This window comes from Aeromonas salmonicida, assembly GCF_028355655.1.
Taxonomy (GTDB): Bacteria; Pseudomonadota; Gammaproteobacteria; order Enterobacterales; family Aeromonadaceae; genus Aeromonas; species Aeromonas salmonicida.
The window spans coordinates 3,004,648-3,028,685 of sequence record NZ_CP110645.1; the positions used below are offsets into that span (position 1 = coordinate 3,004,648).

General features: G+C 58.9%; 21 protein-coding genes. 7 read left to right on the forward strand and 14 right to left on the reverse strand.

The window, feature by feature from the left end; translation table 11 throughout:
- Window positions 1–21: 21 nt before the first annotated feature.
- The gene (locus tag ONZ54_RS14125; RefSeq protein WP_271786470.1) at window positions 22–2,313 is read right to left on the reverse strand and encodes an FdhF/YdeP family oxidoreductase; all 2,292 of its coding nucleotides are present in this window, start codon (window positions 2,311–2,313) and stop codon (window positions 22–24) included.
- Window positions 2,300–3,088 (reverse strand): formate dehydrogenase accessory sulfurtransferase FdhD, encoded by a 789-nt coding sequence (gene fdhD / locus ONZ54_RS14130; RefSeq protein WP_271786471.1) that lies wholly within the window; start codon window positions 3,086–3,088, stop codon window positions 2,300–2,302. Before fdhD ends, ONZ54_RS14125 begins: the two co-directional genes overlap by 14 nt.
- Before the next feature lie 180 nt (window positions 3,089–3,268).
- On the opposite strand from fdhD, the gene ONZ54_RS14135 reads away from it, so the two are divergent.
- On the forward strand, window positions 3,269–4,177 hold the full coding sequence (locus tag ONZ54_RS14135; protein WP_271786472.1) for a LysR family transcriptional regulator: 909 nt from the start codon (window positions 3,269–3,271) through the stop codon (window positions 4,175–4,177).
- 54 nt (window positions 4,178–4,231) lie between these two features.
- Here ONZ54_RS14135 and emrD read toward each other — a convergent pair whose 3' ends face one another.
- From emrD to ONZ54_RS14170, 7 genes are all read right to left on the reverse strand, one after another.
- Window positions 4,232–5,431, reverse strand: coding sequence for a multidrug efflux MFS transporter EmrD (emrD, locus tag ONZ54_RS14140; RefSeq protein WP_021139812.1), 1,200 nt, complete (start codon window positions 5,429–5,431; stop codon window positions 4,232–4,234).
- 290 nt (window positions 5,432–5,721) lie between these two features.
- A complete protein-coding gene (locus ONZ54_RS14145; RefSeq protein WP_271786473.1) occupies window positions 5,722–7,155 on the reverse strand; it encodes an ABC transporter ATP-binding protein in 1,434 nt (477 codons plus the stop codon).
- Complete coding sequence (locus ONZ54_RS14150; RefSeq protein ID WP_059112307.1) at window positions 7,152–7,958, reverse strand: ABC transporter permease; 807 nt, start codon at window positions 7,956–7,958, stop codon at window positions 7,152–7,154. The genes ONZ54_RS14145 and ONZ54_RS14150 overlap by 4 nt, the downstream gene beginning before the upstream one ends.
- 2 nt (window positions 7,959–7,960) lie before the next feature.
- Window positions 7,961–8,923, reverse strand: a complete 963-nt coding sequence (locus ONZ54_RS14155; protein WP_334312708.1) for an ABC transporter permease — start codon at window positions 8,921–8,923, stop codon at window positions 7,961–7,963.
- Entirely contained in the window at window positions 8,920–10,449 is a 1,530-nt protein-coding gene (locus ONZ54_RS14160; RefSeq protein ID WP_271786475.1) for an ABC transporter substrate-binding protein, read from the reverse strand. The genes ONZ54_RS14155 and ONZ54_RS14160 overlap by 4 nt, the downstream gene beginning before the upstream one ends.
- A 228-nt stretch (window positions 10,450–10,677) precedes the next feature.
- Window positions 10,678–11,340 (reverse strand): glutathione S-transferase family protein, encoded by a 663-nt coding sequence (locus ONZ54_RS14165; protein WP_021139807.1) that lies wholly within the window; start codon window positions 11,338–11,340, stop codon window positions 10,678–10,680.
- Between the two features lie 196 nt (window positions 11,341–11,536).
- Entirely contained in the window at window positions 11,537–11,992 is a 456-nt protein-coding gene (locus ONZ54_RS14170; protein ID WP_011898874.1) for a hypothetical protein, read from the reverse strand.
- Window positions 11,993–12,191: 199 nt separating this feature from the next.
- Here ONZ54_RS14170 and suhB point away from each other — a divergent pair, with 199 nt between their 5' ends.
- Window positions 12,192–12,995 (forward strand): inositol-1-monophosphatase, encoded by an 804-nt coding sequence (suhB, locus tag ONZ54_RS14175; RefSeq protein ID WP_005310327.1) that lies wholly within the window; start codon window positions 12,192–12,194, stop codon window positions 12,993–12,995.
- Window positions 12,996–13,361: 366 nt separating this feature from the next.
- Here the strand turns inward: suhB and ONZ54_RS14180 are convergent, their stop codons facing one another.
- Window positions 13,362–14,993, reverse strand: coding sequence for a methyl-accepting chemotaxis protein (locus ONZ54_RS14180; RefSeq protein ID WP_059168972.1), 1,632 nt, complete (start codon window positions 14,991–14,993; stop codon window positions 13,362–13,364).
- A gap of 367 nt (window positions 14,994–15,360) precedes the next feature.
- On the opposite strand from ONZ54_RS14180, the gene ONZ54_RS14185 reads away from it, so the two are divergent.
- The 5 genes from ONZ54_RS14185 (at window position 15,361) to ONZ54_RS14205 (ending at window position 19,700) form a co-directional block, all read left to right on the forward strand.
- Window positions 15,361–16,293 carry a ZIP family metal transporter gene (locus tag ONZ54_RS14185; protein ID WP_058394724.1) on the forward strand — a complete coding sequence of 311 codons (933 nt, stop codon included), beginning with the start codon at window positions 15,361–15,363 and terminating at the stop codon, window positions 16,291–16,293.
- Between the two features lie 97 nt (window positions 16,294–16,390).
- Entirely contained in the window at window positions 16,391–17,149 is a 759-nt protein-coding gene (locus ONZ54_RS14190) for a substrate-binding periplasmic protein (protein WP_011898876.1), read from the forward strand.
- Window positions 17,150–17,252: 103 nt separating this feature from the next.
- The gene (mtnN, locus tag ONZ54_RS14195) at window positions 17,253–17,945 is read left to right on the forward strand and encodes a 5'-methylthioadenosine/S-adenosylhomocysteine nucleosidase (protein ID WP_271786476.1); all 693 of its coding nucleotides are present in this window, start codon (window positions 17,253–17,255) and stop codon (window positions 17,943–17,945) included.
- The gene (locus tag ONZ54_RS14200) at window positions 17,942–18,892 is read left to right on the forward strand and encodes a cobalamin biosynthesis protein CobD/CbiB (protein ID WP_271786477.1); all 951 of its coding nucleotides are present in this window, start codon (window positions 17,942–17,944) and stop codon (window positions 18,890–18,892) included. The genes mtnN and ONZ54_RS14200 overlap by 4 nt, the downstream gene beginning before the upstream one ends.
- Complete coding sequence (locus ONZ54_RS14205) at window positions 18,885–19,700, forward strand: cobalamin-binding protein (RefSeq protein WP_271786478.1); 816 nt, start codon at window positions 18,885–18,887, stop codon at window positions 19,698–19,700. The genes ONZ54_RS14200 and ONZ54_RS14205 overlap by 8 nt, the downstream gene beginning before the upstream one ends.
- A 104-nt stretch (window positions 19,701–19,804) precedes the next feature.
- On the opposite strand, the gene ONZ54_RS14210 is transcribed toward ONZ54_RS14205, so the two are convergent.
- The 4 genes from ONZ54_RS14210 to fliD are packed head-to-tail and all read right to left on the reverse strand — an operon-like array spanning window position 19,805 to window position 24,038.
- Window positions 19,805–21,892: a motility associated factor glycosyltransferase family protein gene (locus ONZ54_RS14210; protein ID WP_271786479.1), complete on the reverse strand. Its 2,088-nt coding sequence runs from the start codon at window positions 21,890–21,892 to the stop codon at window positions 19,805–19,807.
- A 7-nt stretch (window positions 21,893–21,899) separates the two neighbouring features.
- The gene (locus tag ONZ54_RS14215) at window positions 21,900–22,199 is read right to left on the reverse strand and encodes a hypothetical protein (RefSeq protein ID WP_271786480.1); all 300 of its coding nucleotides are present in this window, start codon (window positions 22,197–22,199) and stop codon (window positions 21,900–21,902) included.
- The gene (fliS, locus tag ONZ54_RS14220) at window positions 22,196–22,618 is read right to left on the reverse strand and encodes a flagellar export chaperone FliS (protein WP_005310311.1); all 423 of its coding nucleotides are present in this window, start codon (window positions 22,616–22,618) and stop codon (window positions 22,196–22,198) included. Before fliS ends, ONZ54_RS14215 begins: the two co-directional genes overlap by 4 nt.
- Before the next feature lie 25 nt (window positions 22,619–22,643).
- Window positions 22,644–24,038 (reverse strand): flagellar filament capping protein FliD, encoded by a 1,395-nt coding sequence (gene fliD / locus ONZ54_RS14225; RefSeq protein WP_017413037.1) that lies wholly within the window; start codon window positions 24,036–24,038, stop codon window positions 22,644–22,646.

Below are 24,038 nucleotides of genomic sequence, written 5' to 3' on the forward strand. Positions count from 1 at the left end.
AACCGGCACAGCTGCGCTATCTCATTTGCTCAGCAGCAGATTTTCCTGCTGACGAGAGGCGCTCACCAGCACGGGTATCGACTTGGAGGTGGGGGTAAACGAGCCCTCCCCTATGCTGTCGATGGGCACCAGCGGGTTGGTTTCGGGATAGTAGGCCGCGATATTGCCCTGCGGGATCTCATAAATCACCACGTTGAACCCGGTCACGATCCGCTCGCGCCCATCGTTGCAGATGGCCGCCATATCGACCCGATCCCCTTCGGCAAAACCGAGACGGTGGGCATCCGCCCCGTTCATAAATACCACGTTGCGCTGGCCCTTGATGCCGCGATAGCGATCGTCCATGCCGTAGATGGTGGTGTTGTACTGATCGTGGGAACGCAGGCTCTGCAGCAGCAAGACCGGCTGATCGCTCATCTGTTCGGCATGGCGGGTACACTCCGGCAACACAGAGCGCGGCAGGGTGCTGGCACGAAACTCGGCGCTGCCGCTGGCGGTATTCCACCTCAGTTGCGCCGCGGCGTTGTCCAGATGAAAGCCACACGGCTGCTGGATGCGGGCATTGAAATCGGTGAAACCTGCGATGGTCTGCTCGATGAGATCGCGAATGCGGCCATAGTCATCGCGCAGCGCCAACCAGTCGACCCGCTCGCGGCCAAGGGTAGCGTGGGCCATCCGCGCCACTATGTCGGTCTCTGACAAGCAGAGCGGCGACACCGGCTCGGCCGTACCGGTCGAGGCGTGCACCATGCTGAAAGTATCCTCCACCGTGATCTTCTGGTTGCCCGTGCGCTGGATATCGAGCTCGGTACGACCCAGACAGGGCAGGATCAGCGCCGCCTTGCCCACCTGCAGATGGCTGCGGTTGAGCTTGGTGCTGATCTGTACATTAAGCGCGGCCCTCTTCATGGCTCCGTAGGTGAAGTCGGTGTCGGGTGCTGCGGCGGCCAGGTTGCCGCCCAGGCAGATGAGCACCTTGCTCTTGCCCTCGTGCAATGCCTTGAGCGCCTCATAGACGTTGTGACCACGCGCCCTGGGCAGACTCACCTGCAGGTGATGCTCTAGGCGGTCGATAAAGGCCGCGGTCGGCTTCTCGTTAATCCCCATGGTGCGGTTGCCCTGTACGTTGCTGTGGCCCCGTACCGGACAGAGCCCCGCCCCCGGCTTGCCCATCTGGCCACGCATCAGGTGCAGGTTGGCTATTTCGCGGATGGTGTCGACCGAGTGCAGATGCTGGGTCAGCCCCATGGCCCAGCAGCTGATGACGCTGCGACTGGCGGCAAACACGCGGGCAGCCTGCACGATATCGGCGCGAGTCAGGCCGGATTGCTGCTCGATCTCGACCCAGCCTGTGGCGCGCACCTGCGCCTCGTACTCATCAAAGTGGCGGGTATGGCGGGCGATAAAGTCGCGATCCACCACCTCGGGCGCCTCTTCCAGCATGTACTTGGCCATGCCACGGATGGCAGCCATGTCGCCGCCCAGTTTGGGCGTCAGGTATTGGTGGCTGATGGTGGTCGCCGCCGGGGTCAGCAGCTCGAGCGGGCTCTGCGGACTGGCAAAGCGCTCAAGGGCCACCTCTTTGAGATTGTTGAAGCTGACAATCTTGCAGCCGTTGCGCGCCGCCTTGCGCAGGGCATTCATCATGCGCGGATGGTTGGTGCCCGGATTCTGGCCATAGACGAACACCGCCTCGGCACGGTCAAAATCATCCAGCACCACAGTGCCCTTGCCGACGCCGACCGACTGAGTCAGCGCCACCCCGCTCGCCTCGTGGCACATGTTGGAGCAGTCGGGGAAGTTGTTGGTGCCAAACAGGCGGCCAAACAGCTGATAAAGGTAAGAAGCCTCGTTACTGGCGCGGCCCGAGGTGTAGAACTCCACCTCATCCGGGCTGTCGAGCCCCTTGAGGGTGTCGGCGATCAGCGAAAAGGCCTCATCCCAGCTTATCGGTTCATAGTGATCGGTCGCCGGGTCATAGCGCAGCGGCTCGGTCAGCCGCCCCTGATACTCCAGCCAGTAGTCGCTCTGGGTGGCCAGCTGGCGCACCGAGTGGGCCGCAAAAAACGCGGCCCCCACCGTCTTGCCGGTGGACTCCCAGGCCACCGCCTTGGCGCCGTTTTCGCAAAACTGGAAGGCGCCGTGATCGTTGTCGCCCCAGGCGCAGCCCGGACAGTCGAAGCCATCGGTCTGGTTGACCCGCAGCAGATTCTTGATGTTCTGGCGGGTCTTCTGGCTGCGCAACACCTGCTTCATGGTGGACTGCAGGGACGAGAAACCGCCTGCTTTGGCAGGTTTTTCAATATGACTCATGGCACTCTCCGATGGGATCCGCCGGGCGATAGCTGGAGTAGCTGACCGGGGCATCAAACTTGGGAATATGGACGACATTGAGGTTGTATTTGAGGGCCAGCCTGACCGCCAGCTGGCTGGGCGAAGCCAGACAGACAAGGTGGCGAGCGCCGAATAGCGCCGCCTTTTGCACCAGCTCGCTGCCGCAGCGACTGGTCACCAGCAGGGTGTCGCAGGCCTGTGGTTGGCGCAACAGGAGACCAATCAGCTTGTCGAGGGCATTGTGGCGCCCTATATCTTCGCGGCAGTGGAGGATCCGCCCCTGCTCATCCAGCGCCAGCGCAGCATGGAGGGCGCCAGAGTGCTGCCCTTTGAGCTGCCACTGCGCAATCTGCGGGCGCAGTTCGGCAAGCAAGGCGAGATCAAGGGGTGGGGTGAGCGGCAGAGCTGGCAAGGGGGGAAATGCCTGCTCGACCGCCTCCACCCCGCAGATGCCACAGCCGGTCGCGCCGGTCAGCCTGCGCCGACGCAGTTGTAGCTGCGCCATGCAGCGATTGGCAATGGTAACATCCAGCACAAAGCCATGTTCAGCGGGGGATACCCGGATATCGTGCACATCGTGGTTGTGCCGGATGATCGACTCGCAGAACAGAAATCCTATGGCAAAATCGTCGAGATCGTCCGGCGTCGCCATCATCACCGCATGGTTGATGCCATTGATATTGATGGATACCGCCACCTCCTCCACCAGATGATCCAGCGAGGGCAAGGCATGGTGGACGGCAGGTTGAACCATGGGGTTGGCTGCAGGCATGAAAGGTTGGCCTAAAAATGCAAACTGCATTCAAGTTTAGAGAGCCCGGCGGTGCAAAACCAATGAATTAAATCTATCTCTCGATAGAATCACTCTATTGACGATGAATTTTCAATTGATTAATTTGAACTATCACCCCGCCAGACGCCTCGCAAGATCGCGATGAACATCAAGCAACTGCACTATTTCCACGAACTGGCCAGGCATCGGCATTTTGCCAAGGCCGCCAAAGCCTGCCACATCACCCAGCCGACCCTGTCGGCCAGCATCACGGCGCTGGAGAAAAACCTGGGCACGGATCTGGTGGTGCGCACCAGCCAGTTCGTCGCCCTCACCGAGGCGGGCGAGCTGGTGCGCCAGTACGCCGAGCGGATGCTGCTGGAACAGGAGGCGCTCAAGCAGGAGCTGGCACTGTTTCACGGCGAACTGTCGGGCACCTTGCGCATCGGCATAGTGCCCCAATCCAATGTCGACATCATGCCGCTTATTGCCAGGTGCAAGCAGCGCTACCCAGATATCGTCATTCGCCTGTCGGTGCTGAGCAACGAAGCCCTGCTGTCACAGCTGGCGCTGCACCAGTGCGACATAGGTCTGAGGTTTGACGAGCCCCCCGGTGAACCCGGCAGGCACGCCTTCAACCTTTACCCTCAGGGTCACAACTGGATGGCGGTGCTGATGAACCGCGGCGCGGCGGAGCCTCTTTCCTCCTCTGCGCCCATGACCCTAGCCAGTCTGCAAACCCGGCCACTGGTGCTGCCAAGCCGCTCCATGCAGTTTCGCCGATACCTGGATCTCGCCGCCGAACGCGCACGGATAAACCTGAATGTGGTGCTGGAGACAGACTCCCTGTTCCATCTGGTGAGTGCGGTGCGCCACCAGCTGGGCTGGGCCATCGTCAGCGCTGGCCTCGCCCACTCCGCCAGCCAGCTCTCTGATCTGGTGTGTCATCCCCTAGAACCGATCGAAGCCGGCAGCACCGTCTTCCTCACTCGCCAGCACAGCATCACCCCCGCCATGAGGGCCTTTCTGGATCTGGTGGCAGAAGACGCCACCATAGGCCGGGCGCCATAACGAAGAAGCCCGCCAATGGCGGGCTTCTTCGTTATGCAAGGAGCACAGACAGGATCAGGTCGCCATCTGCTCGTGGGGCGATCCATGGTGGCGCAGCCAGGCAAAGCTCAGGGCTACCAGCAGGACCATGATCGTCATGATGGCCCCCAGGGTCACCTGGCCCTCCATCGGGAAGCAAGCCGCCAGCAGAGTGACTATCCCCGCCCCCAGGTTCTGCATCCCGCCAAGAATGGCACCAGCCGTTCCTGCCTGACCCGGGAAGGGTTCGATGGCGCAGGAAGTCGCGGTCGGATAGAGAATGCCGCTACCGATGAAGTAAACAGCGGCTCCCCCCACCAAAGAGGCGGCACTCACCACCCCGAACAGGCCTGGCAGCAGTATGATGAGCGACCCCAGCGCCAGGAAGGCGATGCCAAGGCGCATCAGTTTGCCCTGGCTCAGGCGAAAACTGAGCTTGGCAGAGAGCCAGGCACCGAACAGATAACCGGGCAGCGGCAGCACGAACAATACGCTGACAGTGCGGGCGCTCAGTTTGAGCACATCGCCCAGCAGCACGCCTGCCGCCGCTTCAAACACGGCAAGTCCTGCAAAGGTCGCCATCAGGCAGAGCAGGTTGCCCTGGAAGCGTGGATTGCCCAGCACATGGCGGTAGGCGGCGCCGACCCGCAGCCGCTCTTGACGCGCCGCCACCGGCAGGGTTTCACCAAACCAGGCCAGCAGGGCCAAGGTAGTCACGGCACCAAAACCAAACAGGAACCAGTAGCCGGCACGCCAGTTGAACAGCTCGGTCAACCAGCCGCCCAGCACGGGGGCCAGCAGCGGGGAGAAGATCACCCCCATGCTCACCAGACTGTTGGCCCGGTTGAGCTCGGCACCGCTGTAGCGGTCGCGCATCACGGTCCGGCTCATGGCACCACCGGCACCGGTACCCAGCCCCTGGATCAGGCTGCCAATCAGCAGGGCCGTGAAGCTCGGGAGCAGCTGAATGGTCAGTGTCCCCACCAGAAACACCATCATGCCGATAAGCAGCACGGGGCGACGGCCGATGCGATCCGACAGCGGACCATAGACAAACTGGGAGAGCCCGTACGGGATCAGGTAACAGGCCATCACCGCCTGCAACTGGCCGGAGGCCACGTTGAAGTCCCCCGCCATCATGGGAATGGAGGGCACATACAGGGTCTGGGTCATCTGGCCCACAGCGACCATGAGAATGGTCAGAAAAAACAGAGGGTAAAAACTGTGCCGATACATATCTCAGTCCCGCAAATCATCAAAAGCTGCCGCACCCCTGGCAGATAATCTGCAGAGGGGATCCAAAAAACAGAGTCAATCAAAGGTGAAAATACAAGGCGGAGAACCCGCACCGGCCGGGAGCAGGACACTCCCTTGGCTTGGGGTGATCTTAGTGATTCAGATCACGAAAAACGAACGAATCTTTATAATCAGCTTTCCCTAGTTTTCCTAATGTGACGGGGTTGTTCACCCCGTCAGCGACACAAATCAAGGGGTTATCATCGACAAGATGCCTTCAGACCTCATCATCATACTGTCCGCCGCACGCGGGCAACATCCAGCCCCTCATCTTGGGTGCCTGCCGTCATCCCCAGCCGCAGGCAGCGTTCCCCCACCTTGTCGGCCAGGGCTTCGTCATGGGTCACCAGCAGCAGGGCACAGCCGATCTCTCCCAGCTCCTCCAGCAGGCAGGTCATGGTCTGCTGCTGACTGAGGGGATCGAGCCGGGAAGTGGGCTCATCGGCAAACAGCATTACGGGGCGCAGCAACAGGGCCCGGATCAGCGACAGGCGCTGCAACTCGCCCCCCGATACCTGACCCGGCAGACGCCTCAGCAAGCCCTCATCGAGCCCCAGCCTCGCCAGATAATCGATGAGACGCTGACGGGGCAACCGATGGCGGCGCAGCAGATCGTCAAACAGGGTCCCGAGGCGCACCCGACTGGCAAACGCCTGCACAGGATCCTGATAGAGTTTCTGCCAGCGATGGTGAGCGACCCCTTCCCGGCGCAGCACATGCCCCTGCAAAGGACGCTGCAGACCGAGCAGCACATTGCCGAGGGTGCTCTTGCCCGCACCGCTCGGCGCCATGATGGCAAGGCGCTCCCCTTCTGCCAGTTGCACATCGAGACCCTGAAACAGGGTCTGTTCGCCATACCCCATGGTCAGCCCCTCCCCCCTGAGCAACCAGTCGCCTGTGGCCGGTGCACTTTTCCTGGGCCAGGCCGCCGGCTCTGCCGCCAGCAGGGCCCGGGTGTAGGCGTGAGCCGGGTGATGCAACACCCGCTCGGCGGGCCCTTGCTCCACTATCTCGCCCCCCTTGATCACCAGCACCCAGCCGCCCAGCGCCCGGGCCAGAGTCAGGTCGTGGGTGATGGTCAACAACTGACGAGCCTGCGCCAGATAGCCCAGCAGCAGCCCTTGCAGCCTGGCGCGGGCCAGACTGTCTAGGCCCTTGGTGGGCTCGTCGGCAATGAGCAGTCGGGCCTGCCCCAGGGTGGCGGCCGCAAAGGCGGCTCGCTGGGCCATGCCGCCGGAAAGCTGGTGCGCGAAATGACGCTCACGCCCTGCAAGCCCCAGGTGCTCGAGGGAGGCTCTCGCCCGCGAGCGGGCCTGTTGACCTCCCGCAAGCCAGCCCTCCTCCACTTGGTGCAGCAGCCCCATGGTAGGGTCGAGTGCCATCACAGGCTCTTGCGGCAACATCGCCAGCTCCCGCCCCCACAGGGCACGCAGTCGATGGGGCTCGGCCAGGTCGTAGTGATGACTGGCAACCTCAAGCTGGCCTTGCCCAATTAGCGGTGCAGGCAGCGTGCCCATCAGGGCATGGGCCAGCAGGGATTTGCCCGAGCCACTCTCCCCCACCAGGGTCAGGGCACTGCCGGGAGTCAGGGTCAAGTCCAGCGCTTGCAGCAGGGTCTGCTTGCCATCGCCAACCTGCACGCCCTTGATGTGAATAGCAGTCATGACCTGGCTCCTTGTGAAGAACGGGGATGGGGCACTGCCTTCTGGTTGAGCAGCACCAATGCCAGCAGCATCAAGCCCATCACCATGATGGGGGCCAGCAGCAAACGGGGTGCCTCCTGATAGTGCGGCAACGCCTCCGTCATCATCAGCCCCAGCTCGGGGGTGGGAGGCTGAATGCCCACACCGACAAAACCCAGTGTGGAGAGGGTCAGAATGGCCCCCGCCAGACCGAACGCCATCATGGTCAGCAACTGGGGGGCCAGTTCGGGCCAGAGGTGGCGGCGCACTATGTAGCCGTTGCCAAAACCGAGCAGACGGGACGCCTCCACCTGGGGTGATGCGAGCAAGGTGCGACTGCGGGCCCGCACCACCCGGTAGTATTCCACCCACTGCGCCATGGCCAGACCGAGATAGAGGATGGCAAAGCCGCCCTGAGCCATGGCGGAGAACAACAGCACCAGCAGCAGGCTGGGCAGGGCCAGCACACCGTCGGCCAGGCTGCGCAGCAGCCCGTCTGCCCAACCACCACGCCAGGCCGAGAGCCAACCCAGCAGAGAACCGAGCAGGGCGGCCGTCATGACGCACAGGATCCCCAGCAGCAGCGACAAGCGGGTAGCAGCGGCCAGCCGCGCCATCAGGCTGCGCCCCAACTGATCCCGCCCGAGGGGCTCCTGCCAGGAAGGGTCGGCCAGAAAGTTGACCAGATCCTGGGCGGCAGGATCGGGCCAGATGAGGGGTGCCAGCAAGGCAAACAGCACCACCAGCAGGAGCAGGCTCGCGCCGGCTTTCAATGAGAGAGACATGATCAAGACTCCTTGGGACCACGAGGATCAATGGCGAGGCAGAGCAGATCGGTCAGGGTATTGAGCAGCACAAACAGCGCAGCCAGCACCAGCACTGTGCCCTGCACCATGGGCACGTCGCGCCAGAAGATGGCATGCACCAGCGCATGGCCGATGCCGGGCCAGGCAAACAGACTCTCGACCACCACCACACCTTCAATCAGGAGCACCAGCTGTACGCTGGTGTAGGCAATGACGCTGACTCCGGTATTGCGCAATCCGTGGCGCAGAAATACCCGTGCTGGCGACAGCCCCTTGGTGAGGGCAAAGCGGTAATAATCGGACTGCACGACAGTGAGCACGCTTTCTCGCACGACCCTGGCCAGCACGCCGGACAGGCCGAGCCCCAGGGTAAGGGCGGGCAGCCAGAGGTTGTGTCCCTCCCCGTGCCCGGCGGCACTGAACCAGCCCAGCTCCACCGAGAGCAGCACCATCAGCACCAGACCCAGCAGAAAGGGCGGCAGTGCCCGCATCAGTACGCTCCAGGCCAGAGTCAGCCGATCGCAGAGCCCCCCCGGACGCAAGGCGCTCAGGCTGCCAAGGGGCAGCGCCAGCAACAGGGCCAGCACAACGGCGGCCAGTGCCAGCGACAAAGTCGCCCCCAGATGATGACCAATCTCATTGACGACCGGAGCCCCGGTGACCAGCGAGCTGCCCAGATCCCCCTGGAGCAAGGCGGCAAGCCAGTCGCCGAAGCGGGACAGGGCCGACTCGGCCAGCCCCAACTCATGACGTACAGCGCTCGCCGCCTCTGCGGTGACATAGTCATAGCCGTAGCGACCGGCGGCGATGCGAAAGGCGATATCCCCGGGCAGGGATTGCACCATCAGAAAACAGAGCCCGGCCACCAGCAGCGCCACCATCAGTGCCTGTACCAAGCGCTGACTCAGGACGCCCACGACAGCAGACAAGGGCAAGCCTGTCATTGCGCACCCCAAGTCAGCCTGGTCAGGTAATAACTGCGCTCTTGGGGATCCAGTTCAAAACCCTTGAGCTGGCGGCTGACGGCTGCACTCTGGCGATACCAGGCAATGGGCAGCAGCGGCAACTCCTGTTGCAAGGTAGCGGCGATGTCGCGCCTCAGCATGGCGGCCTCTTGCGTGGGCAAGGCTTCACGACCAAGCCGCGCCAGTTGAGCTGTCAGTACAGGGGATTGCCAGTTCATTACCCCCCAGTCAGCACCGGCAGGGGCCAGGTCCCCCAGCAGGGTCACCAGCGGATCTGGCACCAGCGCATAGTTGCGGGCATAAAGACCGAGCTGGAGCGAGCCATCCTGATGACCTGCCGGGATCTCGCTCGAGTTGCCCACCGCCACCTTGAGCTCGACACCCACTTCCTTCCACTGAGCCTGCAACGCCGTCGCCAGCTGAGGCAACTCGGGGCGATCCGGGAAGGTGCGCAGAGTCAGAGTGAAGCGCTCCTTCCCCTTGTGCAGCACGCCATCTGCCCCCTTCTGCCAGCCTACCGCAGCAAAGGCCGCTTGCGCCGCCTGCACGTCATAGGCAAGCGGTGTCAAGCCGGGCTGATGCCATTCCTTCAGACTGGGAGGAAAGAGCTGGGTCGCCGCCATCTCGGGATCCCGAAGCAGGGCTGCCGCCATGCCGCTGCGGTTGATGGCCAGACTGAGCGCACGCCGCACGGCCGGATCGCTCAGGCGTGGATCGGCCCCATTGAGTTTGAGCTGTATGGTGCGTGGCAAGGTCACAGAGGCGATGCTCACCCTGGGCGCTTGTTGCAAGCGGCGTATGCTGACCGGATCCAGCCCCCATACGATGTCGGCCTGACCACTCTCTGCCATCAGGGTACGGCTCTCGGCGCGGCCGACCGTCAGGTAGCTGACCTGCTCAATGGCGGCCTTTGGACCATCCCAGCGGTCAAAACGCGCTGTTTCGATCCGCTGAGGCTGCTGCAAACGGGTAATGCGATAGGGGCCGGATCCAATCACCTGCGTCACCTCCCCCTTGTCGTCATAGGCCCCCCTGGCCAGGACCTGGGTACTGGGATGGGCCAGCACAGCCGCCAGCGAGGCGAAGGGATGGGCAAGGGTGACAAGCAGCGCCCCCTCTTTGGCCTCAATAGCGACAATCGGTGCGCTGGTCAGTACCCCTGGTTTGCGCCAGGCCTGTTGCAACGCAAACGCAGCCTGCTCGGCATTCACCTTGCTGTCATCGTGAAAATGGGCGTGGGGGCGCAGTGTGAATCGCCACTGCAAGCCATCCTCTGAGCGGGACCAATCACTGGCCAGCCCCGGCTGCAAGCCTCCCTGGCTGTCAACGTCGACCAGGGTCTCTGCTACCTGCAAACGGGTAAAAAAGACACCGTTGCTGGCCGGGTCGATACTGTGGATTTCCCATGGTCCCACCATGGTCAGCGGCTTGCCATGGGCACCAGCACTCATGCCTGCCAGCAACGCCAGGGCACACCATCCTGAATAGGCGTATTTTTTTGTCATCGTCTCCATCCGAATAATCATTGTCATCAACCGAAAGGCTTTCGTTATAACATAACAATTAATCAGGCAGAATGACTTTCCACTCTTGATGAGTCACTCGTTTGTGGGGAGTAAATAGTGGGGCCAGACGCCCCTTCTCAAAGGGCATGGATGATGTGGCGGGGTGATGTAAAAACAAGGCGGAGAAGCGAGAAAAAGATGGCCCCGTCACGGGGCCATCTTGTCAGCTTAGCGAGTCACCATCTGCTGGGCTTGCTTGACCAGATCGGCCGGGTCCTCGTTGCGCGGCGGTATGGCAATCCCTTTCTGGCACGCGGGGCGAGCCGCCATACGCGCCATCCAGGCTTGCAGATGGGTCAACCCGTCGATGGAGATACCGCTCCAGTCATAGATGCGCACCCAGGGCCAGGTGGCGATATCGGCGATGCTGTACTCATCCGCCAGATACTCGTGCTCCGCCAGATGGGTGTCGAGCACTTCGAACAGGCGACGCCCCTCTTTCTGATAGCGCTCGATGGCGGCCGGGATCTTCTCCGGGAAATAGCGATAGAAGACGTTGGCCTGCCCCATCATGGGACCGACACCGCCCATCTGGAACATCAACCACTGGATGGCCTGGGAGCGACGCTTGGGATCCTGCGGCAACAGCTTGCCTGCCTTCTCTGCCAGATAGAGCAGGATGGCGCCGGACTCGAACACCGCGAAATCGCCGTTATCCCGATCGACGATGGCCGGGATGCGACCATTGGGGTTGATGGCCAGAAACTCGGGCTTTTTCTGATCCAGCGCCGACAAATCGAGCGGGATCACCCGATAGGGCAATCCCAGCTCTTCGAGGGCAATCGCCACCTTGAAACCATTGGGGGTGGCTGCGGTATAAAAATCGATCATCATGGACTCCTTGTGATTCAGGCCCGGGCGCAGAGGCTAACCTCGGCCCATTTATGCCGGATCCGGGTTGGTGTTATGTGCACATGCAGCAAGACAACTTGGATGTGGGCTGCGCATCTCGCAGCAGCGGCACAATATCGGCCAGTTATGACAAATATTGCGCCGCTTGAACAGCCCGATAAAAGAGGACGCCAGGTTAGCTGCACAACCCCATGGGTTGGCGCTGGCGCAGCAGAATTAGGCGGGACAGCAGCGGAAAGTAGGACTCAAGCTTGTTTAATAGCACCCGGCTGCAGGCGGGATCAGCCAGTTCAGACTCGGCCAGCGCTATGCCATTGGAGACAAAATAAAAACGGGGATCCCGTACATCCGGCCCCTGAATGGTGAGGGAATCATCCCCCCTGTGCATCAGCAGCGGCAATACCGGCAAGCCGAAGCTATCGCCACTTCGCTGCCAACCGAACTCGGGCCAGACAGTATCGCCATCGAGCAGCAGAATGGCCGCCTCCTCTTTACCCGGCTGCCATTGCGATGGCTGGGTAATATTCACCTCGTCGAAGTAGGCGCCATATCCGGTTGATGCTCTCAGCGCCGCAAGCAGTCCCTGGGTAGTTGCTGCCGACGGTTTTTGACTGACTAATGACAAATTCATGATCCACATCCCTATGCTCATGCAGCCTGTTATTCGGCTACTGCCATAAGACTAGACCAAAAAGAGTCTGTATTGGAGCCGTCAGATCTGGCAGTCGCCAAGGTCGGGGAGAAGGCGTATAACGGTTGCCATTATCGAAAAGACTGGTATCATACCGCGTCCTTTTATCCCCCGTTCTTTAACATCCAGTGGTGAACCTATGCATCCGATGCTGAATATCGCCGTGCGCGCTGCGCGCAACGCCGGTCAAGTAGTAGTAAAAGCCTTTTCCCAGCCCGAAAACATCGAGGCCATCCAGAAAGGCAGCAATGACTTCGTGACCAACGTTGACCGTGACGCCGAAGCGGCCATCATTCACACCATCAAAAAATCTTACCCGGAACACAGCATCATTGCTGAAGAGTCTGGTGAGATTGCCGGTACCAATCCGGACTACCAATGGATCATTGACCCACTGGATGGCACGACCAACCTCGTCAAGGGCATTCCGCACTTTGCCGTCTCTATCGCCCTGCGCGTCAAGGGCAAGACAGAACAAGCCGTCGTCTACGATCCCATCCGTGACGAGCTGTTTACCGCGACCCGTGGTAACGGCGCTCAGCTGAACGGCTACCGCATCCGTGTCGGCAAGGCCAAAGAGCTGGCTGGCACCGTTCTGGCCACCGGTTTCCCATTCAAGCAGAAGCATCATATCGAGCCCTACCTGAAGATGTTCCAGAGCATGTTCATCGAATGTGCCGACATCCGTCGTTCCGGCTCTGCCGCACTGGATCTGGCCTATGTGGCCGCCGGTCGCGTCGATGGTTTCTGGGAGATCGGCCTCAAGCCCTGGGATACCGCAGCCGGTGAACTGCTGGCCAAAGAGTCCGGTGCCATCGTCACCGACTTCGTGGGTGGTCACAACTACGAAAACTCCGGCAACATAGTGGTTGCCAACCCGCGTGTCCTGAAAGAGATGCTCGGCAAGATCCGTGAGAACCTGCCGGAATCTCTGGCCAAGTAAGCCGTTACCCGCAGCGCACACACATTGAACCCGGCCCAGGCCGGGTTTTTTTATGTCTATTGCAAAGCAATTTATCTGCAAAGCCGCAAAACAATCCTGCCCGGCACGTACCATACCCTCAGCCGGAAGCTTGCTATACACATGCACTCAGCAAGTGTCTTGCAACCGATATCAAGCCCCTCCCCCTTTGCAGCCTGCCCGCCTTAGCTCAATCAGCCACAAGCGGGGGGCTTATCCACTGAGTGCCGGCCTTTTCAGTACTGTCTTTGCCAAATAACAAAACCCGGCATGAGCCGGGTTTTGTTATCAATCCAACGGGGGCAGTGCCAGTTCAGCGTGAGCCGACCCGGCACTGCCCTCCTGTCATCAAGCCAGACGGAAGCGACCCATGGTCTGCTTCAGGCCGGCGGCCAGCTGGCTCAGCTCCAGACAGGCACGGGCGGTGTGATCGGCGCCGATGGCAACCTCGTTGGAGGATTCATTGATCCGCTCCACGTTGCGACCCAGTTCATCGGAGACAGCATCCTGCTCGCCACAGGCACTGGCAATCTGGATGGCCATGTCGGCAATCTGGGCAACCGCTTCTTCAATTTGCTGAATGCCGTTGCTGGTCTGCTCGCTCTGCACCACGCACTGGCGGATCATGTCACAGCTTTGGCCTGTCACCTCTTTCGCCTGGTTGGCACGTGCCTGCAAGGTTTCTATGATGGCCACTATCTCGCCGGTGGATGCCTGGGTACGCCCCGCCAGAGTGCGTACCTCATCGGCCACCACGGCAAAGCCACGACCCTGCTCACCGGCACGAGCCGCCTCGATGGCGGCGTTGAGCGCCAGCAGGTTGGTCTGATCGGCGATGCCGCGGATCACGTCCACCACCAGATTGATCTGGGCAGATTCACGCTCCAGCTCGGCGACCAAGGTCCCTGCCTGTTCAATCTCCTCGGCAACCCGGGTAATGGCCACCAGCGAGCTCTGCACATCCTGATTGCCGCGACGGGCCAGGGCGTTGGCGGAGCTGGCAGATTCGGAAGCTGTCTCTGTGTTGCCTGCCACGTCGGCCACGGTCGCCTTCATCTGGGTCATGGCGGTCGCGACCAGAGAGATCTCCTGCTGCTGGCTCTGGATCCCTTGCGCCGACTGTTCGGAAACGGCGCTCACCTCTTCGATGGCGGCGCCAAGCTGAGTCACGGCAGCCACCACTTCTTCAATCAGACCACGCAAATTGTCCTGCATCTTGAGGGATGCCTTGGCCAGCATACCCAGCTCATCGCGACCTATGTGCTGACGATCCAGCTGATGGGTCAGGTCACCGGCGGCGATAGCGTTGGCCTGCGCCACGACGGCGTGCAGCGGCAAACAGATCTGGCGAGTCAGGAACCAGGTCATGGCCATCATGAACAGCAGCAGGCCACCGATGCTCACCATGGCAAAACTGGTCACCATGTTGACGCTGTCGAGCAGGCTGCCCCGATTCTCTTTCACGAAGCCGAGGTTCACCTCCACCAGGTTGTTGACCGACTGCTCCAGGGCGCCATAGGCGGCGTTTGACTGGAATAGCAACGCCTTGGCCTCGGCAGGCTGACCTTGCACCAGCATCTGATCAACGGCATTGACCGAGTTCAGGTACTGTTGCCAGTCCTGCTTAGCACGATTGAATACCTGACGCTCATGATCGGCGCCGACCGTTGCCTCGTAGGCACGAAAAGCACGCTCGACCTTCTGGACATTGTCCTGGATGCGGCCACGACGGGCCTGCAGATCGGCGGCATCGTCAACCATCAACAGGGCAAACTGGGCACGACGCACATAGGAGACGTCGTAGAGCAATTTTTCTACCGAGAGCACGCTCGGCAGGGTGGAATCGGTAAAGTTCAGCACGCGGTCGCGCACGCCGCGCAGCTCGCTGGAAAGGAAAATACCGAATATCACATTGACGGCGGCAATGACCGCAAAAACCACGGCAATCTTTTTGCCGATAGACAGATTTTTATAAAACATGGTGGCTGGTGATCCTCAACTGCTGACAAGCAGGTGCACTGTGGCGATCACATCCGTATGAGCTGATACCCGGGCATTCCTGCCGGGAGGTGGGGCGTTGCGAAAGACCAAGGGAAGGGCGGGTTTCGCGAGGGCGGCACTTTACCATAAAACCGCTCACTCCTTCACCGGATTTATCGGCGAGAAAGCAAGTTGTTTTTCCCCATAACCAGACTTTCATCACGCACTTTTTATAGCGACCAAATCATTTCAAATAGTTAGCCGATGGAGACAATCGACGGGCGGGCATGGACAAAGCTGGTCAGGCTGGGTGTAATGCACAGGATGGTTACAAGCCATCCTCATCTGCTGTAGAGAGGTCAAGTTTATGGATAACGTGTCGGCCCTGCCGGTTTCCTCCTGGTCAGTCCAACTGCGCGAGCAGGTGCAGGCTCGCCCACTGACCGCCCTCGGTCTGCTCATCGCGCTGGCCGCCGTCTTGCTGCTGCTATTGCAGAGCCTCATCATGCTGGCGACTGACGATATGAGCACAGGCGTCCGTTATGGTCTCATCGGCGGAGTAGCGGGCTTTGCCGCCACCGCCCTCGGCGCCCTGCCGGCACTCTTCTTGCGTTCCGTGCCACAACGAGTGGAAGACGCCATGCTGGGCTTTGCCGCCGGCATGATGCTGGCCGCCAGCGCCTTCTCCCTGCTGCTGCCGGGGCTCGAAGCAGCAGAAGGGATCACAGGGGATGGCTTTCTCGCCGCTGCCGTGGTGGTAGCCGGCATGACCCTGGGGGTACTGCTGATGCTGGGGCTGGATCAGTTCACCCCCCATGAGCACGACAAGACAGGCCCCTGCGGCCCAGGCCACCAGCAGTGCTCCCGGGTCTGGCTGTTCGTGTTTGCCATTGCCCTGCACAACCTGCCGGAGGGGATGGCCATCGGGGTCAGCTTCTCTCAGGGGGACATGTCGGTGGGACTGCCGCTGACCACGGCCATCGCCCTGCAAGACATTCCGGAAGGGCTGGCGGTGGCGCTGGCCATGTGCGCCGCCGGATTCAGACCCTGGGTTGCGGTATTGGTCGCCATAGCAAGCGGCTTGCTCGAACCCCTCGGCGCCCTGCTTGGGGTCGGCCTCTCCAGCGGCATGGCCATCGCCTACCCTATAGGGCTGGGGCTGGCCGCAGGCGCCATGCTGTTTGTGGTCTCCCACGAGGTGATCCCGGAAACGCACCGTAATGGTCACCAGACCCACGCCACTCTGGGCCTGATGGCCGGCTTTGCCCTGATGATGACCCTCGACACCGCCTTGGGTTGATAACATGCTGATAAATAGCCTGATATCTCATTCGTTGACGATACTGACATAGCTGGCATCGGGATCTCCCCGATCCTTCATCAAGGGCCTGCATGACATGAGATCCTGGGTGGCCTCACTGCTTTGCCTGCTTGCCCCTGCACTCTGGGCAGCCAGTTCCCCCGAGGTTTATCACACGGCGGCGCAACCGGAATCGGCGCCCAAGTACATTGGAAACCCGGATGGCCGGATCGGCGGCATTTGCGTCGACCTGTTTCGTCTCATGGAGCAGCGAGAGCCCGCCCTGCGCATCCAGGGCGATCAAGCCTTCCTGCCGCTAAAGCGGTTGGAGAAGAGCGTGCGGCATGGCCAGCTCGATTTTATCTGTGGTGTCGGCGACAACCCGGCGCGTCGGCATCAGTTCATCTATCTGCAACCACCTGTGTTTACCGTGCGCTACCACCTGGCGGTGCGCAGCGACGACACTGTCGAGGTCAAGGGCTGGGATGATGTCAGAGCACTCGGCAAGGAGGGCACCATCCTTATCAATCATGGCAGCGGCGCCATAGAGCGGCTGCAAACCATAGGCGGTCTCATCATAGATAGCGGCGGGATCAGCAGCTCCGCCAATTACCACAAGCTGCTGATGAAACGGGGACGTTTCGTCTATTACCGCTCACCGGGTTTTGAATTCGATATCCGCCAGCACAACCTCGCCAGCCAGATCCGCGTACTCCCGACAGTCATGGAGGAAACGCCCTTTTATATCCTGTTTTACCAACAGACTTCGCCCGAGCGGCTTGGCCTGTTTGCCAACACGCTGCAGCAAGTCGCCAACAGCGGGGAGCTGGCCAGCCTGGTCGAGCATTACCGCTAGCGTATCTTCCCCCATGTCATCTGAATGCTCGGCGCCATCACCAACTTTTGTTATGATCCACAACAACTTATTCGGCCGTGCGGCCATCGAGACGAGGTGAGTGATGAAAGTAGGTATTATCGGCGCCATGGAACAGGAAGTGGCCCTGCTACGCAGCCAGATGAACGAGCCAACCACGCTGCAACTGGGCGGCTGCGAATTCTATCAAGGCAAGCTGGCAGGCAAAGAGGTGATCCTGACTCGCTCCGGCATCGGTAAGGTCGCCGCCAGTGTCGCCACCAGCCTGCTGCTGGAAAAATTTTCCCCGGATTGTGTCATCAACACAGGCTCAGCTGGTGGCTTCGCTCAGGATCTGCACATCGGTGATGTGGTCATCGCCGATGAGATGCGCTTTCACGATGTGGACGTGACCGCCTTTGGTTATGAGATGGGCCAGATGGCACAGCAACCTGCCGCCTTCCCCTGCGATGGGAAACTGATCGCGGTGGCGCAGGATTGCATCGCAGAGCAAGGCAAGCATCAAACCAAAGTTGGCCTCATCTGCACCGGTGATCAGTTCATGTGCAAACCAGACGCCATCGCCAAGGCCCGTGCCGATTTCCCGCAGATGCTGGCGGTCGAAATGGAAGGGGCCGCCATCGGCCAGGTGTGCCACATGTTCAAGGTGCCCTATCTGGTGGTGCGCGCCATGTCGGACATCGCCGGCAAGGAACAGGTTGAATCCTTCGACGCCTTCATCGAGGTGGCGGGCCAGCATTCCGCCGAGATGATCATCAAGATGCTCGGCAAACTGTGATCGACCTCGCCACACTGGAACACATGGCCGCCACTCCGGCGGCCATTTTGCTCGGGGCCGTGCTGCTGGAAGCCATACTGCCCTGGCCTGCCCAGTTCAGACTCTCTGCCCTGGTACCCCTGCTGACCCGCCTGGGCCACAAGGTTCACCGCCCTGATGGCTCCCCCCAGCAACAATTTCGGGCCGGCCTGCTGGCCCTGCTGGTCGTCTGGCTGCCATGCGCCGCCGGACTCTGGGCTGTGCGCAACCTCTCCCTCTCCGAGCCGCTGTTTGACCTGTTGTTTCTGTTGCTGATGATAGAGTCCCGTCCGTTGCGTGAGCTGGCCAAGGCAACCCGTTCTCTGGCAAGCCAGGAGACGCTGATCGTTGCCCGCCTGCAGGCAACGCCCTGGCTCAGGCGCGATACCGGCAAGCTCTCCGTGATGGGGATTGCCAAGGCCGTCAGCGAGACCTGCGCACTGCGCCTGGCAGGACAATGGGCCGGTCCCTTGCTCGGGTTTGCACTGGCAGGCGTTCAGGGTGCCCTGCTGTGGCGACTCGCCCAATTGATGGATCAGGGCTGGAGCCCCAAGCAAGCGACATTCAGCCACTTCGGCCGCGCCGCCGCCGTGCTTTATCAGGCCCTCTGCACCCCAGCCATACTGCTGCTGACACTGCCCCTGTGCCTGACTCAACTACGCCAGCTGGGCGCCAGGATGCGCACTGCCATTCAGTGGCCCTACCCCGCCATGGGCATCTTGCTCGCCCAGCTATCCAGCTCGCTTGGCATCCGGCTGGGTGGCCCCCGCTATTATCAGGACACCCTGTTTCGCTTCCCGGTATTTGATGCACCATGCGACCCTGCCGCCGCCACTGCGCTACGCGTACTCAACCGGTTGCAACTGATTGGCTGGGGTTGGCTCGCACTGGCCGCATTGCTCACAGTGCTGGAGCAACTCCATGGCTAACTATTTCGCCCTGCTTTGCCTGCTCTGCTGTTCGCTAACGCTGCAGGCTGCAACACCGATGCGCATCGTCAGTCTGACCCCCCATTTGACCGAGCTATTGTTCCTCGTCGGGGCAGGCGATCGCATCGTCGCCACCGATGATGCATCGGATTTTCCGCCAGAAGTGAACGATCGCCCGCACGTGGCCAACTACCGCAGCATCAACCTTGAAGCCCTGCTGGCCCAGAAACCGGATCTGGTGGTGGCCTGGCGCTCTGCCCAATCCCGTATGCTGGCACCTGTCGAACAGCTGGGGATCCCTGTGTTCTACTCTGAGCCCACGGATTTTGCCTCTCTGGCCACCGAAATTCGGGCGCTGGGAGCACTGCTGGACCTGGAGCAGACAGCGAACACTCAGGCCGAGGCCTACCTCGCCAGATTGGCGGCGCTCAAGCAACGTTATGGTCAGCCCAACCATATCAAGGTGTTTTATCAGCTCTGGTATCCGCCCCTGACCAGCGTCAGCGGCTCGGCATGGCCAGCCCAAGCCATCGAACTGTGCGGTGCAGAGAACCTGATGGCTGGCGCCAGAACCCCTTACCCTCAGGTCAATTTGGAGCAGGTGATCAAGTCTGACCCTGCGCTCATTCTGGCTGGTAGTCAGGATCCTGACGCTTTACGTCACTGGCAACAATGGCCCATGGTCGATGCAGTCAAACATCAACGATTGCAACTCATCAACTCGGATGAACTGCACCGCTTCACCCCGAGGGCGCTCAATGCCGTGGAGCAGGTATGTAATGCCATCGCTCGCGTGCAAGCAAAATAGCCACTGGCAATAACTCAACGATATTGAAAACAGAGACGCCGGCATCCGCCGGCGTCTTGTTGTGTCTGAAAACTATCTCTTCACTGAAAGGCATTACCTGCTGGTCAGGTATGTTTGAACACATTGAGCCCAGCAAAGTAGGTGGAGTCCTGCCGCTGGAATGCATCTGCATACATGACCTTGCTCTCCTCAAAGAAGCGCCCGAGTATTGATTCAGCTTCTTTCAGCTTTATTTCAAACTCGTCAGAGTCTGCATTTACCAAGGCCATCATCAGGCTGATGATATTGGCATAGAAATAGTTTATCGAGCCTATCATCACACGATAGAGATGGCATTCACGGCTCATGAGCAAGTAGAGAAGATAGTCATGGTGTCGTTGCATAAGTGCCAACACGGCATTGTGCTCACGCGGAACCTGTTGCCAATCCGCTTGAAATTTATCTATCAGCTCATCGAAAAGCGATGCATTGAGCGCGGCATTGAAGTCAATGCTGGTCATGTCGAAAGGCTGGAAACAGCGATCCATCACCTCATCCATCAATCGTACTTTATCCAGTTCGGGCCAAGATGGCTGCAAGGATTCGACACCTTGAGGTATGGCGCCCTCGATATAGGCCCCATCACTGCTGTTGATGCAGCGCAAATCAGGATAATTATTCAGCACACGCTCCATATTATGGATGGCGAGCCCAAACAAATGATTGATACGCACCTCCCCACCAAAATTGCCTGGTGCCGGGAAGGTATCTTTCAGATTCTCGTTATATTTGGCTTCTTTCTTGTCGTTGTAATACAAGCTCAAACTGGAGTGGTGTTTGCCTGCCGACTTGTAGCCATTATCGATGCCAAATAGATACACCTGCTTGAAGCCCAGCAAAGCGGCATAGTTGAGTCCGGTATTCCCCACAAACGGGTTGGAAAACTCAATGGTGTCATATTCAAATGCCTGACCAAAGGCACTGATCAGCATGGAAAACATGGGTTCATTGGGTTTGAACGTCAATCCCGTCTTGCGGAAGAATCCTTTGCACTCGGGGTGAATAACATCAACGCTCAGGAAGACGGTATCCTTGATAAAGTCATCCGCATCAAGAATGCGCAGGAAATCTGCCGAACTCTTGGTACGCTCTACGGCCACATAGATATCTGGCTTGACGCCCGCCTTGTGAAGCGCACTGACAGCCGTACCACAGGCGATGATGACAGCCTGTTGCTGATGCTGCTTTATAAAGTCAATGCTCTGATCCAGAGAAGGACCATTGCCCACAACAAACACAGGCACCTGGCTGAATGCCGATGTATCACGTTGCCGCTTCAGGAACGGGGTTCCCTCTTGCAGATGATTATGGCTGTGAGCCAGCGCGTAGATATTGTCGTCAAAGAAGCCCCAGCCCGTTTTGAGCAGGTAAAACTCGCTCTCTACTTGATTTATCAGCGCGTGCAGCTTGGGAGAATGGTAATGGCAAAAAGAGAAGTAGCTAGCCGACCAAAATGCCCCCTTGCGATGGAGGGCTTCCATCATATCCGCTACCAGCAGTTGTTCGTCGACACCGATGAACAGATGCAAGCTAAGTGACTCGCGTTCCATATATTCGAACAATTCATGCCAATCGAAACAGTAGAGTGAGGCATAGAACATATCGAGATCGGGCTCGAAGGCAAACAGGTTCCTGATCTTGCACTGCTCATAGAGATAACCCAGCTGGTATCCCAAGCCGATCCCGTACATCAGTGACAACGGAATATCTGAGTGCAGGGCACTGTTCAACCGCAAGCCTTCCAAGGCCGACTTTTCTTTTAACTTGGATATTTCATTATTAAATTTGATGTGGATCTGGCCATCGATATGCCATTGAGGAATAAAATCAATGCACTGCAACACACTCTGATCGATCACTTCTGCTATCTGTGCCTGTACCTCGGCAAATGGGTCCTCACCATAGAGAGACACCCCATCATCAAGCCACAAGATATTGGGAATACCATTGTCATTGCAGAAAAAACGAAATGGCCGGACGGGCTGGTAATCTTTGAAATAATCATGAATGCCGGGCATGTGTTTTGCGAAAGCAGCCATATTGAGCTGATGACGAACAGGCAGCACATCCAGCATGGCGGCTTCCTGTTTTTTTTGCCGCTCGAGGCGAGAGAGTTCATTTTCTACATCGGCAATATTTTTATTAAAATCCATGATATGCCTAACCTGCATTCAGCTTGTAAAGATCAGATGCGCGACCCGCCTTGGAAAACTGCAGCAACTCCTCTTCTGCAAGATGTTTTTCTTTTCCCACCCACTCATGGATGGCTTGAAACTGCTGCAAGGCCTGACGGTGCTCCGCATCAAGCACAGCACCCGATGGAATGTGTTGAAACGCACTATCAAGCGCACCGAGATAAGGCTCTACCAGCTTGTCAGCCGCCTGCAGCTGGCGCTGCTCGAGCAGCGACAACAGCTGGTTACCGGTTTCCATCAATACAATAAGAGGGGGGCGGTTCATTCCGCCCTGCCTACTTTTTGCTGTGCCAGCGCCTTGTCGCGCTCTTCGACGGGAATCGCATCCCACCCGCTTTTTACGGTCAGCATCAAGTTAATCACCTCGTCAACCGCACTGATATCCATATCGCGGCTGGCATCCATCATCCGGGCCTTCATGTAATCATAAAGCGCGAACAAATCCTCGGGTACCTTGCCATAAGAGAGATCCAGCGAGTCCTGCAGACCGTTGATGATGGCCATCGTTTTGGAGATGGACAGAGACTTGTGCTCAAAGTCGCGACGCTCAATCGCGCCACGCGCCTGAGCAAGACGTTCGAGACATCCCTGCATCAGTAGCTGAATGACACGATAAGGGTCGGCCACTGCCAGCTCGGATTGCAGACTCTGGGTGGTATAGGCTTTGATATTTTTCCGATACATATGAAACACCGATCCTGACTACAAATTAGCTGCTCTTGGTATTGAGCAGGTTCAAATATGAGGCCGACTTGTTCATCTTGGCCAGCATGCTATCCAAGCTCCCGTAACGGGCACGCAGTGTCTCTTCGTACTTGGTCAGCTGGGCAGAGACATCTGACTGCTTGCGATTGACATCACGCAGATCCGAATTCAGGCTATCTTCCCGCTTGGCAAGCAAGCCACCAGTCTTGGAGTAACTCTCCAGCTGTCCGGCCATCTTGCCGGCCACACCATCCTTGCCACCAAACAGAGCCACGACCTGATCGAAATTCTTGTCCACTGCCTCATCGAATTTCTCACTATCAAGGGAGAGCACTCCCTTGTTGTCCATCTTGACACCCAGCTGAAAGATGCTTGAAAACGTGGAGGAGTTTTTGGAGGGCTCAGTGATGGCACCATTCATCATATTTATCACGGCGCGCGTGGTGGCATCGCCAGCCAAGGCACCACCATCATTTTGACTGACCCCGGCCACAATTGAACTACGCTTGCCAAGATCACCGCTCTTCTTCACCAGGGCGTTGTAGCCATCGATGAAGCTCTTGACCATGTCCTTGATGCCAGCCTTGTCAGTAGTCACATCGACCTTACTCGATTTGTAGGTAGTCGTAGTTCCATCTGTCGTGCTGTCTGACGCTCTCAACACTGTTACCTTGAGCCCGAGAATCGTACCATCAAAGGTATTGGTCGCACTGGTCAGCGTACTCCCGTCCACGCTAATCTCAGCATCCTGAGCATCTTGTTTCTTGGTCAATTTGGAAATGAAGTTGTCGGTCAACTCTGTGGTGTTGCCAGTTATCTGCAAGTCCTTGCCAGTACCACTGACACCGGAGTCAATAACAAGTTTGGACTTGCCATCGGACGTGTTCATGATGTTGACGCTGAGACCGAAGTTATCGCCATCATTATTGATACGTTTGCGGATGGATTGCAGCGTATCACCCGCCTTGACATCCACATCAAAAGTTTTGTCACCCGCCTTGAAGGTCAGTTTCCCGTCCTGGGTGACCATAGGGTCGGTGGACTTGTCGAACACGCCTTCAAACTTGCTGGTAGTTGCCAATTTTTTGACACTAATATCATACTGCCCGTTGGAGGCACCCGTTTTACTCTCCACCTTGAGTACGGGATTGTCCTTGTCCTGAGTGATGTTGATGGCGCGTTTGTTGAATGCATCATCCTTGGACATCGCTTTGAGCGTGGTCACAAAGGAAGCGATGGCTGATTTCAGTTGCCCAACACCTGAGAGAGTGATTTGAGCATTGGTCTTCTTGGTGGTAATTGGCTGAAGCAGTTGTGCCTTTTTGGCATCCACACTGGCAGCAATCACAGACTCCAGATCGAGTCCCGAGCCGGCACCTGCAGAAGTAATCGTGGTCAT

Bases quoted from the DNA above. Each gene is read 5' to 3' on its own strand.
- ONZ54_RS14125 (WP_271786470.1), bottom strand. From the start codon at position 2,313: ATGAGTCATATTGAAAAACCTGCCAAAGCAGGCGGTTTCTCGTCCCTG.
- fdhD (WP_271786471.1), bottom strand. From the start codon at position 3,088: ATGGTTCAACCTGCCGTCCACCATGCCTTGCCCTCGCTGGATCATCTG.
- ONZ54_RS14135 (WP_271786472.1), top strand. From the start codon at position 3,269: ATGAACATCAAGCAACTGCACTATTTCCACGAACTGGCCAGGCATCGG.
- emrD (WP_021139812.1), bottom strand. From the start codon at position 5,431: ATGTATCGGCACAGTTTTTACCCTCTGTTTTTTCTGACCATTCTCATG.
- ONZ54_RS14145 (WP_271786473.1), bottom strand. From the start codon at position 7,155: ATGACTGCTATTCACATCAAGGGCGTGCAGGTTGGCGATGGCAAGCAG.
- ONZ54_RS14150 (WP_059112307.1), bottom strand. From the start codon at position 7,958: ATGTCTCTCTCATTGAAAGCCGGCGCGAGCCTGCTCCTGCTGGTGGTG.
- ONZ54_RS14155 (WP_334312708.1), bottom strand. From the start codon at position 8,923: ATGACAGGCTTGCCCTTGTCTGCTGTCGTGGGCGTCCTGAGTCAGCGC.
- ONZ54_RS14160 (WP_271786475.1), bottom strand. From the start codon at position 10,449: ATGACAAAAAAATACGCCTATTCAGGATGGTGTGCCCTGGCGTTGCTG.
- ONZ54_RS14165 (WP_021139807.1), bottom strand. From the start codon at position 11,340: ATGATCGATTTTTATACCGCAGCCACCCCCAATGGTTTCAAGGTGGCG.
- ONZ54_RS14170 (WP_011898874.1), bottom strand. From the start codon at position 11,992: ATGAATTTGTCATTAGTCAGTCAAAAACCGTCGGCAGCAACTACCCAG.
- suhB (WP_005310327.1), top strand. From the start codon at position 12,192: ATGCATCCGATGCTGAATATCGCCGTGCGCGCTGCGCGCAACGCCGGT.
- ONZ54_RS14180 (WP_059168972.1), bottom strand. From the start codon at position 14,993: ATGTTTTATAAAAATCTGTCTATCGGCAAAAAGATTGCCGTGGTTTTT.
- ONZ54_RS14185 (WP_058394724.1), top strand. From the start codon at position 15,361: ATGGATAACGTGTCGGCCCTGCCGGTTTCCTCCTGGTCAGTCCAACTG.
- ONZ54_RS14190 (WP_011898876.1), top strand. From the start codon at position 16,391: ATGAGATCCTGGGTGGCCTCACTGCTTTGCCTGCTTGCCCCTGCACTC.
- mtnN (WP_271786476.1), top strand. From the start codon at position 17,253: ATGAAAGTAGGTATTATCGGCGCCATGGAACAGGAAGTGGCCCTGCTA.
- ONZ54_RS14205 (WP_271786478.1), top strand. From the start codon at position 18,885: ATGGCTAACTATTTCGCCCTGCTTTGCCTGCTCTGCTGTTCGCTAACG.
- ONZ54_RS14210 (WP_271786479.1), bottom strand. From the start codon at position 21,892: ATGGATTTTAATAAAAATATTGCCGATGTAGAAAATGAACTCTCTCGC.
- ONZ54_RS14215 (WP_271786480.1), bottom strand. From the start codon at position 22,199: ATGAACCGCCCCCCTCTTATTGTATTGATGGAAACCGGTAACCAGCTG.
- fliS (WP_005310311.1), bottom strand. From the start codon at position 22,618: ATGTATCGGAAAAATATCAAAGCCTATACCACCCAGAGTCTGCAATCC.
- fliD (WP_017413037.1), bottom strand. From the start codon at position 24,038: ATGACCACGATTACTTCTGCAGGTGCCGGCTCGGGACTCGATCTGGAG.